Raw genomic sequence first — 17,467 nt, forward strand, 5'->3', positions numbered from 1 at the left:
AAGACATGGTTGAAATCCAACTCGACGGCCAGAAGGTCGAAGTCGCCGAAGGCTGCATGGTGATGCATGCCGCCGAAAAGGCCGGCACCTACATCCCTCACTTCTGCTACCACAAGAAGCTGTCCATCGCGGCCAACTGCCGCATGTGCCTGGTGGAAGTGGAGAAGGCGCCCAAGCCGATGCCCGCCTGCGCCACGCCGGTGACCAACGGCATGATCGTGCGCACCAAGAGCGACAAGGCGATCAAGGCCCAGCAATCGGTGATGGAGTTCCTGCTCATCAACCACCCGCTGGACTGCCCCATCTGCGACCAGGGCGGCGAATGCCAGCTGCAGGACCTGGCCGTGGGCTACGGCGGCTCCGCCTCGCGCTACGCCGAGGAAAAGCGCGTCGTCTTCCACAAGGACGTCGGCCCGCTGATCTCCATGGAAGAGATGAGCCGCTGCATCCACTGCACCCGCTGCGTGCGTTTCGGCCAGGAAGTGGCCGGCGCGATGGAGCTGGGCATGATCCACCGCGGCGAACATTCCGAGATCACCACGGTGATGGGCGACACGGTCGACTCCGAACTGTCGGGCAACATGATCGACATCTGCCCGGTCGGCGCGCTCACCAGCAAGCCCTTCCGCTACAGCGCCCGCACCTGGGAGTTGTCGCGCCGCAAGTCGGTCAGCCCGCACGATTCCACCGGTGCCAACCTGATCGTGCAGGTCAAGAACAACCAGGTCATGCGGGTGCTGCCCCTGGAGAACGAGGCCGTCAACGAATGCTGGATCGCCGACCGCGACCGCTTCTCCTACGAGTCGCTGAACGGCGACGAACGCCTCACGCAACCCATGCTCAAGCAGGGCGGCGAGTGGAAGTCCGTCGACTGGCAGACCGCCCTCGAATACGTGGCCAACGGCCTGCGGGGGATCTTGGCCGACCACGGCGCGGCCTCCATCGGCGCGCTGGTCAGCCCGCACAGCACGCTCGAAGAGCTGCAGCTGGCCAGCTCCCTGGTGCGCGGCCTGGGCAGCGACAACATCGACTACCGCCTGCGTAATGCCGACTTCACGGCAGCACCGACTGGCGCGGTCCGCTGGCTGGGCATGCCCATCGCCGAGTTGTCCTCGCTGCAGCGTGTGCTGGTCGTGGGTTCCAACCTGCGCAAGGACCACCCCCTGTTCGCCCAGCGCATCCGCCAGGCCGCCCGCAAGGGTGCCAGCGTGCATGCCATCGGCAAGGGCGCTTCGGGCTGGGCGATTCCGTTGGCCACCTCGGTCGATGCTTCATACGACCTGTGGCTGAACGCGCTGGGCGGCGTCGCCGCCGCCATCGCGGCAGAGAAGGGCGTGCAAGCGCCCCTGGCCATCGATGCCGACGACGCCACCAAGGCCATCGCCGCATCGCTCACCGGCGGCGAGCGCAAGGCCATCCTGCTGGGCAACGCCGTCGCCCACCACGGCCACGCTTCGCAGCTGCTGGCCCTGGCCAACTTCATCGGCGAGCACACCGGCGCCAGCGTCGGTTTCCTCACCGAAGCCGGCAACACCGTCGGCGCCCAGTACGTCGGCGCGCTGCCGGTGCAGGGCGGCCTGGATGCCGCGGCGATGCTGAACGGTGGCCTCAAGGCCGCCATCCTGCTCGACGTGGAACCCGGCCTCGACACGGCAGTCTCCGGCAAGGCCCTCGCAAATGCAGAGATGGTGATCAGCCTGAGCCCCTTCAAGGCCAACCTCGACATCGCCGACGTGCTGCTGCCGATCGCGCCCTTCACCGAAACCTCGGGCAGCTTCGTCAACGCCGAAGGCCGCATCCAGAGTTTCCACGCCGTGGTCAAGCCGCGCGGTGACGCGCGTCCGGCCTGGAAGGTGATCCGCGTGATCGCCAACCTGCTGGGCCTGGCGGGCTTCGACTTCGAGTCCTCGCAGGACGTGCTGAAGCAGGCCCGTGGCGGCATCGCGGCTGACGCGACCCATCTGCCGGCCGAGCGCCTGTCCAACGCCACATCCGTGGCCGCCGGCAGCGCCAGCGGCACGACGGCCGCGCCGGTCGTCGCTTCCATCTACCAGCTCGACGGGATGGTGCGCCGCGCCGTGTCCCTGCAGCTCACCGCGGATGCGCGCCTGGCCGCGGCGCCCGCCGTCTCGACCACCGAAGAAGGCGTGGCAGCATGATCGACAGCATCTACAACGGCGGCCTCGGACTGGTCGCGGCCAGCTGGTGGAGCGCCATCGTCTGGCCGGTTCTCTGGAACCTGATCAAGATCATCTGCGTGCTGCTGCCGGTGCTCGGCGCCGTCGCCTACGCCACGCTGTGGGAGCGCAAGTTCCTCGGCTGGATCCAGGTGCGCCACGGCCCCAACCGGGTCGGTCCCTTCGGCCTGCTGCAGCCGATCGCCGACGCGGTCAAGCTGCTGACCAAGGAACTGATCAACCCGACCGCCGCGTCGGGCGGCCTGTTCCGCCTGGGCCCGGTCATGGCCATCATGCCGGCGCTGGCCGCCTGGGTGGCGATTCCCTTCGGCCCCGATGTGGTGCTGGCCAATGTGAACGCCGGCCTGCTGCTGATCATGGCGATCACCTCGATCGAGGTGTACGGCGTGATCATCGCCGGCTGGGCCTCCAACTCGAAGTACGCCTTCCTGGGCGCGCTGCGCGCCTCGGCACAGATGGTGAGCTACGAAATCGCCATGGGCTTCTGCCTGGTGGTGGTCATCATGATCACCGGCTCGCTGAACCTGGGCGACGTGGTGGCCTCGCAGGCCAAGGGCATGTTCGCCGAGCGCGGCATCGGCTTCCTGTCCTGGAACTGGCTGCCCCTGCTGCCCATCTTCGTGGTCTACCTGATCTCCGGCGTGGCCGAAACCAACCGCCATCCTTTCGACGTGGTCGAAGGCGAGGCCGAGATCGTGGCCGGCCACATGGTCGAGTACTCGGGCATGGGCTTCGCCATCTTCTTCCTGGCCGAATACGCCAGCATGTGGCTGGTCTCCATCCTGGCGGTGCTGATGTTCCTGGGCGGCTGGCTCTCGCCGGTCGGTTTCCTGGACTTCATCCCGGGCTGGATCTGGCTCGCCGCCAAGACCTTCCTCGTGCTCTCCACCTTCATCTGGATCCGCGGCACCTTCCCGCGCTTCCGCTACGACCAGATCATGCGTCTGGGCTGGAAGATCTTCATTCCGGTGACGCTGGTGTGGCTGCTCATCGTCGGCGGCTGGATGCAGACGTCCTGGAACATCTGGAAGTAATACACGATGACTGCCGTCGCAACATCCCCGTCCACGTCGTCCGCCGCGAACGCCTCCACAGGCTTCTCGCTGCGCGACTTCTTCAAGAGCTTCATGCTGGTGGAGCTGCTCAAGGGCATGGCCCTGACCGGCCGCTACACCTTCCGCCGCAAGATCACGGTGCAGTTTCCGGAAGAGAAGACACCGCTGTCTCCGCGCTTCCGCGGCCTGCACGCCCTGCGCCGCTACGACAACGGCGAAGAGCGCTGCATCGCCTGCAAGCTGTGCGAGGCCGTTTGCCCGGCGGTCGCCATCACCATCGAGTCCGAAGTGCGCGAGGACGGCAGCCGCCGCACCAGCCGCTACGACATCGACCTGACCAAGTGCATCTTCTGCGGCTTCTGCGAAGAGAGCTGCCCGGTGGACTCCATCGTCGAGACGCAGATCCTGGAATACCACGGCGAGAAGCGCGGCGACCTGTACTTCACCAAGGACATGCTCCTGGCCGTGGGCGACCGCTACGCCAAGGAAATCACCGCGGCCAAGACGGCGGACGCCAAGTACCGCTGAGCGCCCGAGCGACACCATCACAAGAATGACCATGGACGTCACCACCGGCTTTTTCTACCTCTTCTCGCTGGCGCTGCTGTTTGCCGCGTTTCGCGTGATCACCGCACGCAATCCCGTGCATGCGGTGCTCTACCTCATGCTGGCCTTCTCGCAGGCCTCGGCCATCTGGCTGATCCTGCAGGCGGAGTTCCTGGCCATCACCCTGGTGCTGGTCTATCTCGGTGCCGTGATGGTGCTGTTCCTGTTCGTGGTGATGATGATCAACCTGAACATGGACGGCCTGCGCCAGGGCTTCTGGAAGCACTTCCCGCTGGCCGCGGTGGTCGGCGTGGTGATCGCGCTGGAAATGGCCTACGTGCTGCTGGGCGGCTTCCGTGTCAGCACGCCGGTGGCGGCTGCGCCGGGCACCGTCGCGGTGTCCAACACCCAGGCGCTGGGCTACCTGCTCTACACGCAATACCTGTATCCGCTGGAGATCGCCGCCGTGATCCTGGTGGTGGCCATGATCGCCGCCATCGCACTCACGCTGCGCCGCCGCAAGGACACCAAGGCGATCGACCCGTCCGAGCAGATCCGCGTGCGCGCCTCCGACCGCCTGTCGGTCGTCAAGGTCGCCGCCACCCGCCCGGCACCGGCCGCCGCACCCGCCGCCCCCGTGGAGACCAAGGCATGACCCTCACCCTCGGACATTTCCTGGCGCTGGGCGCCATGCTCTTCGCGCTGTCGGTGATCGGCATCTTCCTGAACCGCAAGAACATCATCGTGCTGCTGATGGCCATCGAACTGATGCTGCTGGCGGTCAACATGAACTTCGTGGCCTTCTCGCATTACCTGAACGACATGCACGGCCAGGTCTTCGTGTTCTTCATCCTCACCGTGGCCGCCGCCGAGTCGGCCATCGGCCTGGCCATCCTGGTGCTGCTGTTCCGCAACCGCTCCAGCATCGCGGTGGATGAGTTGAATTCGCTCAAGGGCTAAGGGACCAGAAGAAGAATCACGATGAGTGCAACCCTCTCCGCATCCACACTGCTGGCGATCCCGCTGGCACCCCTGGCCGGCGCCTTGCTCGCCGGCATTCCCGGCACGCTGTTCGGCGGCAACGCCATCGGCCGCAAGGCCAGCCACACGCTGACCATCCTCGGGGTGTTCATCGCCTTCGTGCTGTCGGCGTTCACGCTGCGCGACGTGCTGGTGGACGGCGCCCGCTTCGACGCCACCATCTACGAATGGATGAACATCGGCGGCCTGAAGATGGAGGTCGGCTTCCTGATCGACAGCCTCACCGCCATGATGATGTGCGTGGTGACCTTCGTCTCGCTGATGGTCCACCTCTACACGGTGGGCTACATGGCCGAGGACGAGGGCTACGACCGCTTCTTCTCCTACATCTCGCTCTTCACCTTCTCCATGCTGATGCTGGTGATGAGCAACAACCTGCTGCAGCTGTTCTTCGGCTGGGAAGCGGTCGGCCTGGTGTCGTACCTGCTGATCGGCTTCTGGTACACCCGCCAGACGGCCATCTTCGCCAACATGAAGGCCTTCCTGGTCAACCGGGTCGGCGACTTCGGCTTCATCCTGGGCATCGGCCTGATCGCCGCCTACACCGGCACGCTGCACTACGGCGAGATCTTCGCCAAGGCAGAAGAGCTGTCGAAGCTCACCTTCCCCGGTACCGGCTGGATGCTGATCACCGTGATCTGCATCTGCCTGTTCATCGGCGCGATGGGCAAGTCGGCCCAGTTCCCGCTGCATGTGTGGCTGCCGGACTCGATGGAAGGCCCGACGCCCATCTCCGCGCTGATCCACGCCGCCACCATGGTGACGGCCGGCATCTTCATGGTCAGCCGCATGTCGCCGCTGTTCGAGTTGTCCGACACGGCGCTCAACTTCATCCTGATCATCGGTTCCATCACCGCGCTGTTCATGGGTTTCCTGGGCATCATCCAGAACGACATCAAGCGGGTGGTGGCGTACTCCACGCTGTCCCAGCTCGGCTACATGACGGTGGCCCTGGGCGCCTCGGCCTACTCGGTGGCCGTGTTCCACCTGATGACGCACGCCTTCTTCAAGGCCCTGCTGTTCCTGGGTGCCGGCTCGGTCATCATGGGCATGCACCACAACCAGGACATCCGCTGGATGGGCGGCGTGCGCAAGTACATGCCCATCACCTGGATCACCTCGCTGCTGGGCTCGCTGGCCCTGATCGGCACGCCGTTCTTCGCCGGCTTCTACTCGAAGGACAGCATCATCGAGGCGGTGCACGAAAGCCATCTGCCCGCGGCCGGCTTCGCCAGCTTCGCGGTGCTGGCCGGCGTGTTCGTCACTGCCTTCTACTCGTTCCGCATGTACTTCCTGGTCTTCCACGGCAAGGAACGCTACGACCAGAACCCGGATGCGCACGGCCATGGCCATGACGATCATGCCGCGCACGGCCATGATGACGGCCACGGTCACGGCCACAACGCCGCAGAAGCCGGGGACGGCCATGTGCACCATGAGGCCACCATTTCGGCGGCGCACGAAGAGGAAGACCACGGCCACCACGATCACGGCGGCAAGCCGCACGAGTCGCCCTGGGTCGTCACCGTGCCGCTGATCCTGTTGGCCATCCCCTCGGTGATCATCGGCTTCATCGGCATCGGCCCAATGCTGTTCGGCGACTTCTTCAAGGGCGTGATCTTCATCGACGAAGCCAGGCACCCGGCCATGGCCGAACTGGGCGAGGCCTTCCACGGCGCCGTCGCCATGGGCCTGCATGCCTTCACCAGCGCGCCGTTCTGGCTGGCACTGGCAGGTGTGGTGATGTCCTATGTGTTCTACATGGTCAAGCCCGAGTGGCCTGCCGCGATCAAGCGCACTTTCAACCCGATCTACGTGCTGTTCGAGAACAAGTACTACCTCGACTGGTTCAACGAAAACGTCATCGCCCGCGGCGCCCGCTGCCTGGGCACCGGCCTGTGGAAGGGCGGCGACCAGGCCGTCATCGACGGCGCCATCGTCAACGGCTCGTGGAAGCTGGTCGCCCGTGCAGCCGGCGCGATCCGCCAGCTGCAGTCCGGCTATCTCTTCCACTACGCGTTGATGATGATCGTCGGCATCTTCGTCCTGCTCACGTACTTCGTGTGGCACGACCAGTTCATGGCGCTGTTCCGCTGATCCGGTTACCACAAGGAAAACGATAAAAATGGGCTGGTTGAGTCTCGCCATCTGGACACCGATCGCATTCGGTGCTCTCTCTCTGCTGCTGGGCCGCCAGGGCCAGCAGAACCTGGTGCGCTGGCTGGCGCTGGCCGGTTCGCTGATCGCGTTCCTGGTCACGCTGCCGGTGGTCTTCGGTTTCCGCACCGGCACCGCCGCGATGCAGTTCGTCGAACGGCATGACTGGGTCGAACGCTTCAACATCCACTACCACCTGGGCGTGGATGGCCTGTCGATGTGGTTCGTGCCGCTGACGGCCTTCATCACGGTGATCGTGGTGATCGCCGCCTGGGAGGTCATCACCGACCGGGTGCACCAGTACATGGGTGCCTTCCTGATCCTGTCGGGCCTGATGATCGGCGTGTTCTCCTCGCTCGACGGCATCCTGTTCTACGTCTTCTTCGAAGCCACGCTGATCCCGATGTACCTGATCATCGGCATCTGGGGCGGCCCGAACAAGATCTACGCGGCCTTCAAGTTCTTCCTGTACACGCTGCTCGGCTCGCTGCTGACGCTGGTCGCGCTGATCTACCTGTACATCGCCTCGGGCGGCAGCTTCGACATCGCCACCTGGCACAAGCTGCCGCTGTCGATGACGGCGCAGACGCTGATCTTCTTCGCCTTCCTCGCCGCCTTCGCGGTGAAGGTGCCGATGTGGCCGGTGCACACCTGGCTGCCCGACGTGCACGTGGAAGCGCCCACCGGCGGCTCCGCCGTGCTGGCCGCGATCATGCTGAAGCTGGGTGCCTACGGCTTCCTGCGTTTCTCGCTGCCGATCGCGCCCGACGCCGCCCACAAGTGGGCTTGGCTGCTGATCACCTTCTCGATCATCGCGGTGGTCTACGTGGGCCTGGTCGCGATGGTGCAGAAGGACATGAAGAAGCTGGTGGCGTATTCATCGGTGGCGCACATGGGCTTCGTGACCCTGGGCTTCTTCATCTTCAACGACCTCGGCATGGCCGGCGGCATCGTCCAGATGATCGCCCACGGCTTCGTCTCCGCCGCGATGTTCCTGTCGATCGGCGTGCTGTACGACCGGGTGCACTCGCGTGACATCTCGGCCTACGGCGGCGTGGTCAACAAGATGCCCCGTTTCGCCGCCTTCGCGCTGCTGTTCGCCATGGCCAACTGCGGCCTGCCGGGCACCGCCGGTTTCGTGGGCGAGTGGATGGTGATCCTGGCCGCGGTCAAGTTCAACTTCTGGATCGGCCTGCTGTCGGCCACCGCGCTGATCCTGGGCGCGGCCTACACCCTGTGGATGTACAAGCGGGTCTACCTCGGCCCGGTGGGCAACCACCATGTGGAGGAACTCAGCGATATCGGCGCGCGTGAGTTCCTGATCATGGCGCTGCTGGCCATCGCCACGCTCTACATGGGCCTGTATCCCAAGCCCTTCACCGACGTGATGGATGCATCGGTGCAGAACCTGCTGCAACACGTTGCCCAGTCCAAGCTGCGCTGACCGAACGAATAAAAGACTGACGTTATGGAATCCTTCGGCTGGGCCACCCTGTACCCGGAAATCCTGCTGCTCGTGGCGGCCTGCGTGATCGCGCTGGTCGATCTGCGGGTCACCCACAAGCACCGCACGCTCACCTATGTGCTGACGCTGCTGGCCATCGGCGCCGCCTCGCTCATCGCGGGCGTGCAGGCGGCAAGCACCGAAACGCACTACGGCTTCTCGAACATGGTGGTCAGCGACCCCATGGGCAACTGGCTCAAGTGCTTCTCCGGCATCGCCATGATGGTGACGCTGGTCTATGGCCGTCCTTACGCGGCCGACCGTGAGATGACCCGCGGCGGCGAGCTGTTCACCCTGGGCATGTTCGCGCTGCTGGGCATGTTCGTCATGACCTCGGGCAACAACTTCCTGGTAATCTACCTGGGCCTGGAACTGCTGACGCTTTCGAGCTACGCCCTGGTGGCGCTGCGCCGCGACGACGGCACGGCCACCGAGGCCGCGATGAAGTACTTCGTGCTCGGCGCCATGGCCAGCGGTTTCCTGCTCTACGGCATGTCCATGCTGTACGGCGCGACCGGCTCGCTGGACATCGGCCAGGTGATCAAGGCCGTGTCTTCCGGCCAGATCCGCCACCAGGTGCTGGTCTTCGGCCTGGTCTTCATCGTCGCCGGCCTGGCCTTCAAGCTGGGCGCCGCACCTTTCCACATGTGGGTGCCGGACGTCTACCAGGGCGCACCGACCGCCGTCACGCTGATCATCGGCGGCGCCACCAAGCTGGCGGCCTTCGCCATGCTGATGCGCCTCCTGGTCGAGGGCCTGCTGCCCCTGGCCTTCGACTGGCAGCAGATGCTGGCGGTGATGGCGGTAATATCGCTGGTGGTGGGCAACTTCGCCGCCATCGCGCAGAGCAACTTCAAGCGCCTGCTGGCCTATTCGACTATCTCGCAGATGGGCTTCGTGCTGCTCGGCCTGATGTCGGGTGTGATCGGCGGCAATGCCTCGTCGGCCTACAACGCCTACAGCTCGGCCATGTTCTACATGGTCACCTACGTGCTGACCACGCTGGCCTCCTTCGGTGTCATCCTGATGCTGGCCAAGGAAGGCTTCGAGAGCGAAGAGATCTCCGACCTGGCGGGCCTCGGCCAGCGCAGCCCGCTGGCTGCCGCCGTGCTGTCGGTGTGCATGTTCTCGCTGGCCGGCCTGCCGCCGCTGGTGGGCTTCTACGCCAAGCTGTCGGTGCTGCAGGCGCTGATCACCACCGGCCTGCCGCTCTACATCGGCCTGGCTGTGTTCGCGGTGGTGCTGTCGCTGATCGGCGCGTTCTACTACATCCGGATCGTCAAGGTCATGTACTTCGACGCGCCCAAGCTGCCGGTGCTGGCCGCCGCGCCTGCCGATGTGCGGGTGGTGCTGGCCGTCAATGGCGCCCTGGTGCTGGTGCTGGGCCTGCTGCCCAGCGCGCTGATGAAGCTCTGCGCCGACGCCATCTTGCGCACCCTGGGTTCCTGAGCCGCGCGAGCGGCTGGAATCTTTCCGGATGGCAACGCATTTTTCCGTCTGGCTGGTGCTATTGGTGGGCCTGCTGGCCGCCAACCTGCCTTTCGTTTCGGAGCGCCTGCTGGGTGTGGTCGCGCTGAAGCGGGGCGACAAGCCCGGGCTGGCGCGCATCGGCGAGCTGGTGCTGCTGTACTTCGTGGCCGGAGCGGTCGGCCTGTTCCTGGAAGACCGGGCCGGGCAGATCGCACCGCAGGGCTGGGAGTTCTATGCGGTCACCGGCGCGCTCTTTTTGACCTTCGCCTTTCCCGGCTTCATCTGGCGCTACCTGCTGCGCCGCAAGGGCTGAGGCGATGGCTTCGCAGGGCACGCCCGCAACGGGCGACGACTCCCATCTGGCAGAGCGCCGCATCTCAGGCGAGAAGCTGCTGCAGGGCAAATTCCTCGAAGTGTGGCGCGACACGGTTGCCTTGCCGGATGGCCGTACCTCCACCCGCGAATACCTGATCCATCCCGGCGCCGTGGTGGTCATTCCCCTCGTGGAAACACCCGAAGGCCTGAAGCTGGTGCTGGAGCGCCAGTACCGCTATCCCATCGAGCAGGTGGTGATCGAATTCCCGGCCGGCAAGCTCGATGCCGGCGAACGCATCTTCGACTGCGCCCGCCGCGAGCTGCTGGAAGAGACCGGCTACACCGCCGGCGAATGGGCGCGTGCCGGCCTGATGCATCCGGTCATCTCCTACTGCAACGAGTTCATCGACATCTGGTTCGCACGCGGCCTGACGCCCGGAGAACGCAAGCTCGACGAGGGCGAGTTCCTCGATGTCTTCCTGGCATCGCCCGAAGAGTTGTTCACCTGGTGCCGCGACGGCCGCATCACCGATGCCAAGACCATGAGCTGCATGCTGTGGCTGCAGAACGTGCTGTCCGGCGCCTGGCCGCTGAGCTGGCGTTCTGCCGAGGCCTGCGATGCCGAGGAAACCCGCAAGCCCGTGCGCGGCTCTGTGGGCGCCGTATGAAGGTGCTCGACCTGCAGTGCGGCGGCCGGCACAACTTCGAGGGCTGGTTCGGCTCCGAGGATGAGTTCCGCGACCAGCTCGGCCGCGGGTTGGTGGCCTGTCCGGTCTGCGGCGATACGCAGATCGCCAAGATGCCTTCCGCGCCCCGGCTGAACCTGTCCGGCGCCCGCGCCGGTATCGATGAAGCAAAGGTCGCGGACCCAGCCCCGGCTACCGTGGCACCCGCGGCACCGGCTCCCTCGCCGCAGGAAGAGCAGCTGCGTGCCGCCCTCTGGCGTGCAGCCCGCGCGGCGGTCGCCAGTGCGGAGGACGTGGGCACCCGTTTCGCCGACGAGGCCCGTCGCATCCATCACGGTGAAGCCGAGGAACGCGGCATCCGCGGCCAGGCCACGAGCCGTGAGGCCCGTGAGCTGGTGGAGGAGGGCATCGCCGTCCTGCCGGTACCCGACGCCCTCAAAGAAACCTTGCAGTAAGAGAGACTGAACGATGCAATGGCAAGGCGTGGTGGTGGCATTGGTCTGCCTGGTGGTGACGGCCCTGGTCAGCCGTTATGTGCGCCGGGCGATCGAGCGCCGGCAGGCCCGCAAGCGCCAGGCGTCGCTGCCCGCCGCCAGCCGGCAGGTACGCCGGGCCGCCGAGCGCAAACGCAAGGCCTGACGCGGCCTGGCCGGTGAGGGAGGGATCACGCTCTCCCGCGTCCTTCCGCTTGTCCTACGCCATCATCAGCGGGCTCCCACCCATGCGCACCGGCGAGCTTTCTACAGTGAATTCAACAGCAGGCACATCAGCCGCTGCCTAACCACTGAAGAGGAATTGTCATGAACGAGCATCAAGTCAAGGGCCGCGTCGAACAAGCCAAGGGCACCATCAAGGAAGTCGCCGGCAAGGCCGTCGGCAACGAGCGCCTGCAAGGCGAGGGCATGGCCGACAAGACCGCCGGCAAGGCACAGGCCAGCTATGGCGATGCCAAGGAAAACCTCAAGGACGGCGCCAAGAAGGCCGTCGACAAGCTCTGATTCAGAGTCTGCACCATGTGCATCGGTAGCGAGGGCGTAGCCGCCCCCGACCGACGAACCCCGAAAGCCGCACGGTGATGAGCCGTGCCCCGCTTCGGGGTTTTGTCATCGTCACGCGTAATAAGAACGAAGGCAGTCCGCAGCGCAGGTCGGAACATCCGACCGCCAGGCGAGAGGCCCGGCCATCTTGAACCTGCCACGGGGCAGGAGGTCTTGAGGAGAGACGAGCATGATTTCCAGAATGTCCTTGCGCACCTGCGCCTCGGCTATCGCCCTGTCGGCCATCGCAATGGCCATGAGCGGATGCCAGAAGAGCCCCGAGCCCACCACCGTCGGCCAGAAGGTGGATGCTGCCATCGACAAGACCAAGGATGTCGCAGCCGATGTGCGTACCGAGGCGCGTACGGCACTCAGCGATGCCCAGACCCGCCTGAATCAGGACGGTCCCAAGGTCGAACAACGCGCCAAGGCCGCCGCCACGCTGACGGCCAAGGTGATCGACGATGCGGCCATCACCGCACAGGTCTCCGCCGGCCTGGCCCGCGACCCCGACCTGAGCGCGATCAAGATCGATGTGGATACCAAGGACGGCGCGGTCATCCTGCGCGGCCCGGCGCCCTCGGCCGATGCCCGTGAACGCGCCGGCCAGCTCGCACGCGGCGTGCTGGGTGTCGTCTCGGTGGACAACCAGCTGGTCGTCAAGACGGGCTGACAAGAGCGGTTTCGAACCCGCCCTGCGGTCCGTGGGTACGATGGCTGCATGACCCTCGATATCGCGACCTCGCTCATCCACCATCCCTACCGGCCACCGGCCGATTTCGATGCGCCGCAGCCCGGCGTGCACAAGGCTTCCACCGTCTTCTTTCCCAATGTCGCCGCGCTGGAAGCGCGTGAGTGGCGCGACAAGTCTGGCTATACCTACGGCCTGCACGGCACCCCCACCACCTTCATCCTGGAAGAGCGCCTGGCCACGCTGGAAGGCGGCCTGCAATGCCTGCTGGTGCCGAGTGGCCTGGCGGCGATCGCCTGCGTCTCGCTGTCGCTGCTGCAGGCCGGCGACGAGGTGCTGCTGCCGGACAACGTCTACGGCCCGAGCAAGGCACTGGCCGAGGCGGAGCTCAAGGCCCTGGGCATCGGCTGGCGTCTCTACGACGCCATGGACCCGGCTTCGCTGGAGGCCGCGCTGTCCGAGCGCACCCGGCTGGTCTGGCTGGAGGCGGCCGGTTCGGTCACCATGGAATTCCCGGACCTGCCCCGGCTGGCCGCCATCTGCCGGGCGCGCGGCGTCCTGAGCGCGCTGGACAACACCTGGGGCGCCGGCCTGGCCTTCGATCCCTTCCGCTTGGACGAAGCAGGGCAGGGCGTCGATCTCACCATCCACGCCCTCACCAAATACCCCAGCGGTGGCGGCGATGTGCTGATGGGCAGCATCGTCACCCGTGACGAGGCGCTGCACATGCGCCTGAAGATGACCCACATGCGCCTGGGCATCGGCGTGGGCGCCAACGACACCGAAGCGGTGCTGCGCTCGCTGCCCAGCATCGCGCTGCGCTACGACGCGCAGGATGCCGCCGCGCGTGTGCTGGCCGGCTGGCTGACGGATCGCCCGGAAGTTGCCGCCGTCCTGCATCCGGCCCTGGCCGGCTCGCCCGGCCATGCGCACTGGCAGGCCCTGTGCGGCGCGCGCGACCGCGCCGCCGGCATCTTCTCGCTGGTGTTCCAGCCCTCGTTCAGCCGCGCCCAGGTGCATGCCTTCTGCGATGCGCTGCGCCTGTTCCGCATCGGTTATTCCTGGGGCGGACCGATCAGCCTGGTCGTTCCCTACGATATTTCCGGCATGCGCGACCCCGGCGTCACACGCTGGTCACACCCCGGCACGCTGGTCCGGCTGTGCATCGGATTGGAGTCGGTGGAGGACTTGCGTTTGGATTTGGCCCAGGCGCTGGCTACACTGGCCCCCAAACGCTGATTTGCAGCGCTTATAGACCATCGCATGCGCTCTTTTCAGTGCCGCATGCACACCAGGAGATTGCGTGGCTACACCGAATTACGGATACGAAAAACGGCAAAAGGAATTGGCCAAGAAACGCAAGAAGGAAGACAAGCTCCGCGCCAAGGCCGAGCGCAAGACCGGTGAGGACGGCGAGCCGGTGCAGGACGAGGCCGGCACCACCGACGAGGTGGCGGGCACCGAGCGCCGCACCGAATAAGCCTGCGCTGCCGGCGCCAGCTACCGGGGCAGCAGCGGCGCCAGCGACGGCCAGACGTTGTCCAGCATGCGCGGATGCGCGCTGGCCAGCGGATGGATGCGGTCGGGCTGGAAGTTGGCCTCGGCATCCGGGGTATCGGCCACCCCGCGCAGCAAAAAGGGCGCCACCGCGCTGCCCGTCTTTTTGGCTACTGTCTCGAACACGCCCGAGAACTTCTGCATGTAGTCGCCGCCATAGTTGGGCGGCACCTGAATCCCCACCAGCAAAACCTTCGCCTTGATGGCCTGCGCCGCCTTCACCATGGCGGTGAGGTTGTCCTCGGTGCCGGCCAGCGGCAGGCCGCGCAGGGCGTCGTTGCCGCCGAGCTCGATCACCACGATGTCGGGCTTGTTCTTGGCCAGCAAGGGCGCCAGCCGGGCGCGGCCGCCGGAGGTGGTGTCGCCGCTGATGCTGGCGTTGACCACGGTGGCGGGCACCTTCTTCTCCGCCAGCCGCTTCTCCAGCAGGGCGACCCAGCCGCTGCCCCGGGCCAGGCCGTATTCGGCGCTGAGCGAATCGCCCACCACCAGGATGGTCTGCGGCACCGCCGGCCTGGCCGCGCAGGCCGTCAGCGGCAGGCCCGATGCCAGGGCGCCCATGGAGGCCAGGCCAATCACGATACAGTCTCTACGCTTCACTTCAACAGGCCTTTCATGACTGAGCCGGACCAGGCGCCCGAACCCATCATCGCGGTGGAACATCTCACCAAGTCGGTTTCCGACGCGACCGGTACGCTGGACATTCTCCGGGATATCGAATTGCGCCTGTTCCCAAGGGAAACCGTGGCCATCCTCGGCGCCTCGGGATCGGGCAAGAGCACGCTGCTGTCCATCCTGGCCGGGCTGGACACCCCCACCAGGGGCACCGTGCGGCTGGACGGCGAGGACATCTTCGCCATCGACGAGGACGCCCGCGCCGCGCTGCGCGCTCGCAAGCTGGGTTTCGTGTTCCAGAGCTTCCAGCTGATGGTCGGCATGACCGCGCTGGAGAACGTGATGCTGCCGCTGGAACTGGGCGGCCGCCGCGATGCCCGCCGCATCGCCAGCGACATGCTGGGCCGGGTCGGCCTGGGCCAGCGGCTCGGCCACTACCCGCGGGTGATGTCCGGCGGCGAACAGCAGCGGGTGGCGCTGGCCCGGGCCTTCGTGGTGGAGCCGGCCGTGCTGCTGGCCGACGAGCCCACCGGCAGCCTGGATTTCGCCACCGGCGAACGGGTGATGGAGCTGATGTTCGAACTCAACCGCGAGCGGGGTACCACGCTGGTTCTGGTCACGCATGACCGGGCCATCGCCACCCGCTGTGACCGCCGCATCGAGATCGAGGCAGGAGCACTGGTGCCAAGCCCGGGATAATGCGCGGATGTCTACTCCCAAAGTGCTGTTCGGCTTCCATGCCGTCGGCGTGCGCATCAAAACTGCGCCGGCCTCGGTCATCGAGGTGTATTTCGATTCTTCCCGGCGCGATGCGCGCATGCGGCAGTTCACCGACCGCGCGCGCGAGGCCCATGTGCGCCTGATCGAGTCCGACGGACTGCGCATCGCCAAGCTGGCCGGCAGCCATGGCCACCAGGGCGTGGCCGCCAGGGTGCACGACCTGCCGCAGGCGCGCTCGCTCGACGAACTGCTGGAAAACCTGGAGGAGGCCGGCGGCGATCCGCCGCTGCTGCTGGTGCTCGACGGCGTGACCGATCCCCACAACCTCGGCGCCTGCCTGCGGGTGGCCGACGGCGCCGGCGCCCATGCGGTGATCGCACCCAAGGACCATGCGGCCGGCATCAACGCCACGGTGGCCAAGGTGGCCAGCGGCGCGGCCGAGACGGTGCCCTATTTCATGGTGACCAATCTGGCCCGCACGCTGGGCGAGCTGAAGGAGCGCAACATCTGGTGCGTGGGCACCAGCGACGACGCGCCGGGCACGCTCTACCAGACCGACCTGCGCGGCGCGACCGCCCTGGTGCTGGGCGCCGAAGGCGACGGCATGCGCCAGCTGACCCGCAAGACCTGCGACCAGCTGATCTCGATCCCGATGCAGGGCGGGGTCGAGAGCCTGAACGTATCGGTGGCCAGCGGCGTGTGCCTGTACGAGGCACGCCGCCAGCGCTTGATCGTCTAGCGCGCGGCGGCCACGGCCGCGCCCAGTTCCAGCACCGCCATCGCGTAATAGCTCGACCAGTTGTAGCGGGTGATGACGTAGAAGTTCTCGGTGCCGGCCACATAGCTCGGAACGTCGTCGCCGTTCTGCAGCTCGATCAGCGCGAGCGGGCCGGCATGCTGGAGTGCCGGGCCTTCCAGCACCACGCCCTTGGCAGCGAAGCCAGCCGGGTCGAACGTGGGTTTGATGTCCGGCGCCAGCAGCGCGGGCAGGTCCAGCCGGGCCGCGTCGAAGGACACCGGGTAGGTCGCTGTCATGCCGGTCTTCCAGCCGAAGGCGCGGAAATAGCTGGCCACCGAGCCGATGGCGTCGTCGGCGCTGTTGAACAGGTCGATGCGGCCGTCGCCGTCGAAATCCACCGCCCAGCGCTTCCAGCTCGAAGGCATGAACTGCGGCAGGCCCATGGCACCGGCATAACTGCCGCGGGCGGTGGTCGCGTCCAGCGTGCCTTGTTGGGCCATCACCAGGAAGTTCTCCAGCTCGCCGCGGAAGAATTCGGCGCGCTCGGCCGCGCGTGGATGCTGGGCCGGGAAGTCGAAGGACAGGGTCGCCAGCGCATCGAGGATGCGCACATTGCCGCTTTGCTGCCCGTAGATGGTTTCCACGCCGATGATGCCGACGATGATTTCCGCCGGCACGCCGTACTGCGCCTCGGCCCGCGCCAGCGCCGCTGCATGCTCGGCCCAGAAACGCACCCCGGCGCGGATGCGGACCGGCTCGACGAAACGGCTGCGGTAAAGCCGCCAGTTCTTGGCCGTGCCGCCGGGCGGCGGCAGCACCAGCTTCGGGACGTAGGGCAGAAAGCCGGCTTGGCCGAGGGTGGCGCGGGTCCAGTCCGTGTCCAGGCCGCGCCGTGCGGCCAGTTCGTCGGCGAAGCGCATCGCGTCTTCCCGGGTGGCGTAGCGCACCAGCGGCGCTGCCGCCTTGGTGCCGGATGCCTTCGCGGTCCTGGCCTGGGGTGAGGCGTGTGCCTTGGAGGATGCGTGGTGGGTGCTGGCAGAGGCGGCAAACGCCAGTCCGGCCAGGCCGATGCCGATGGCGAGCTGGAGGCGATCGCGGCGGCGGAAGGAGGGCGGTGCTTGCAGTTCGTGGGGCAT

The 17,467-nt window shown here is 66.4% G+C and carries 20 protein-coding genes; 18 read left to right on the forward strand and 2 right to left on the reverse strand.

Translation table 11 applies throughout. The features are described 5' to 3' along the window. Window positions 1-5 precede the first annotated feature (5 nt). From nuoG to GT347_RS27315, 16 genes are all read left to right on the forward strand, one after another. Window positions 6-2,159 carry an NADH-quinone oxidoreductase subunit NuoG gene (gene nuoG, locus GT347_RS26215; RefSeq protein WP_160554983.1) on the forward strand — a complete coding sequence of 718 codons (2,154 nt, stop codon included), beginning with the start codon at window positions 6-8 and terminating at the stop codon, window positions 2,157-2,159. Next, window positions 2,156-3,232, forward strand: coding sequence for an NADH-quinone oxidoreductase subunit NuoH (nuoH, locus tag GT347_RS26220; RefSeq protein WP_160554984.1), 1,077 nt, complete (start codon window positions 2,156-2,158; stop codon window positions 3,230-3,232). Before nuoG ends, nuoH begins: the two co-directional genes overlap by 4 nt. Window positions 3,233-3,238: 6 nt before the next feature. Then, a complete protein-coding gene (nuoI, locus tag GT347_RS26225) occupies window positions 3,239-3,781 on the forward strand; it encodes an NADH-quinone oxidoreductase subunit NuoI (RefSeq protein WP_160554985.1) in 543 nt (180 codons plus the stop codon). Between the two features lie 31 nt (window positions 3,782-3,812). Further along, the gene (locus GT347_RS26230; protein ID WP_160554986.1) at window positions 3,813-4,454 is read left to right on the forward strand and encodes an NADH-quinone oxidoreductase subunit J; all 642 of its coding nucleotides are present in this window, start codon (window positions 3,813-3,815) and stop codon (window positions 4,452-4,454) included. Beyond that, the gene (nuoK, locus tag GT347_RS26235) at window positions 4,451-4,759 is read left to right on the forward strand and encodes an NADH-quinone oxidoreductase subunit NuoK (protein ID WP_160554987.1); all 309 of its coding nucleotides are present in this window, start codon (window positions 4,451-4,453) and stop codon (window positions 4,757-4,759) included. The genes GT347_RS26230 and nuoK overlap by 4 nt, the downstream gene beginning before the upstream one ends. 21 nt (window positions 4,760-4,780) lie before the next feature. After that, window positions 4,781-6,937 (forward strand): NADH-quinone oxidoreductase subunit L, encoded by a 2,157-nt coding sequence (nuoL, locus tag GT347_RS26240; protein ID WP_160554988.1) that lies wholly within the window; start codon window positions 4,781-4,783, stop codon window positions 6,935-6,937. Between the two features lie 28 nt (window positions 6,938-6,965). Further along, on the forward strand, window positions 6,966-8,441 hold the full coding sequence (locus GT347_RS26245; RefSeq protein WP_160554989.1) for an NADH-quinone oxidoreductase subunit M: 1,476 nt from the start codon (window positions 6,966-6,968) through the stop codon (window positions 8,439-8,441). A gap of 24 nt (window positions 8,442-8,465) precedes the next feature. After that, on the forward strand, window positions 8,466-9,950 hold the full coding sequence (gene nuoN, locus GT347_RS26250; protein ID WP_160554990.1) for an NADH-quinone oxidoreductase subunit NuoN: 1,485 nt from the start codon (window positions 8,466-8,468) through the stop codon (window positions 9,948-9,950). Between the two features lie 28 nt (window positions 9,951-9,978). Next, a complete protein-coding gene (locus GT347_RS26255) occupies window positions 9,979-10,284 on the forward strand; it encodes a DUF2818 family protein (RefSeq protein WP_160554991.1) in 306 nt (101 codons plus the stop codon). 4 nt (window positions 10,285-10,288) lie between these two features. Continuing rightward, window positions 10,289-10,954 (forward strand): NUDIX domain-containing protein, encoded by a 666-nt coding sequence (locus tag GT347_RS26260; RefSeq protein ID WP_160554992.1) that lies wholly within the window; start codon window positions 10,289-10,291, stop codon window positions 10,952-10,954. Further along, complete coding sequence (locus GT347_RS26265; RefSeq protein WP_160554993.1) at window positions 10,951-11,427, forward strand: DUF1178 family protein; 477 nt, start codon at window positions 10,951-10,953, stop codon at window positions 11,425-11,427. The genes GT347_RS26260 and GT347_RS26265 overlap by 4 nt, the downstream gene beginning before the upstream one ends. Before the next feature lie 13 nt (window positions 11,428-11,440). Beyond that, window positions 11,441-11,611 carry a hypothetical protein gene (locus GT347_RS26270; protein WP_160554994.1) on the forward strand — a complete coding sequence of 57 codons (171 nt, stop codon included), beginning with the start codon at window positions 11,441-11,443 and terminating at the stop codon, window positions 11,609-11,611. 161 nt (window positions 11,612-11,772) lie between these two features. Continuing rightward, window positions 11,773-11,970 (forward strand): CsbD family protein, encoded by a 198-nt coding sequence (locus GT347_RS26275; RefSeq protein WP_160554995.1) that lies wholly within the window; start codon window positions 11,773-11,775, stop codon window positions 11,968-11,970. A 229-nt stretch (window positions 11,971-12,199) separates the two neighbouring features. After that, window positions 12,200-12,682, forward strand: a complete 483-nt coding sequence (locus GT347_RS26280; RefSeq protein WP_160554996.1) for a BON domain-containing protein — start codon at window positions 12,200-12,202, stop codon at window positions 12,680-12,682. Window positions 12,683-12,730: 48 nt separating this feature from the next. Then, the gene (locus GT347_RS26285; RefSeq protein ID WP_160554997.1) at window positions 12,731-13,939 is read left to right on the forward strand and encodes a PLP-dependent transferase; all 1,209 of its coding nucleotides are present in this window, start codon (window positions 12,731-12,733) and stop codon (window positions 13,937-13,939) included. 64 nt (window positions 13,940-14,003) lie between these two features. Then, on the forward strand, window positions 14,004-14,180 hold the full coding sequence (locus GT347_RS27315; protein ID WP_195812373.1) for a hypothetical protein: 177 nt from the start codon (window positions 14,004-14,006) through the stop codon (window positions 14,178-14,180). Between the two features lie 20 nt (window positions 14,181-14,200). Here the strand turns inward: GT347_RS27315 and GT347_RS26290 are convergent, their stop codons facing one another. Continuing rightward, window positions 14,201-14,818: an arylesterase gene (locus GT347_RS26290; protein ID WP_160555529.1), complete on the reverse strand. Its 618-nt coding sequence runs from the start codon at window positions 14,816-14,818 to the stop codon at window positions 14,201-14,203. Between the two features lie 54 nt (window positions 14,819-14,872). On the opposite strand from GT347_RS26290, the gene GT347_RS26295 reads away from it, so the two are divergent. After that, window positions 14,873-15,571 carry an ABC transporter ATP-binding protein gene (locus GT347_RS26295; protein WP_160554998.1) on the forward strand — a complete coding sequence of 233 codons (699 nt, stop codon included), beginning with the start codon at window positions 14,873-14,875 and terminating at the stop codon, window positions 15,569-15,571. A 7-nt stretch (window positions 15,572-15,578) separates the two neighbouring features. Beyond that, window positions 15,579-16,331 (forward strand): 23S rRNA (guanosine(2251)-2'-O)-methyltransferase RlmB, encoded by a 753-nt coding sequence (rlmB, locus tag GT347_RS26300; protein ID WP_160554999.1) that lies wholly within the window; start codon window positions 15,579-15,581, stop codon window positions 16,329-16,331. Here the strand turns inward: rlmB and mltB are convergent. Then, entirely contained in the window at window positions 16,328-17,467 is a 1,140-nt protein-coding gene (gene mltB / locus GT347_RS26305) for a lytic murein transglycosylase B (protein WP_160555000.1), read from the reverse strand. The genes rlmB and mltB overlap by 4 nt on opposite strands.

The sequence above is a fragment of the Xylophilus rhododendri genome (genome assembly GCF_009906855.1).
In the GTDB taxonomy this organism is placed as follows: Bacteria; Pseudomonadota; Gammaproteobacteria; order Burkholderiales; family Burkholderiaceae_C; genus Xylophilus; species Xylophilus rhododendri.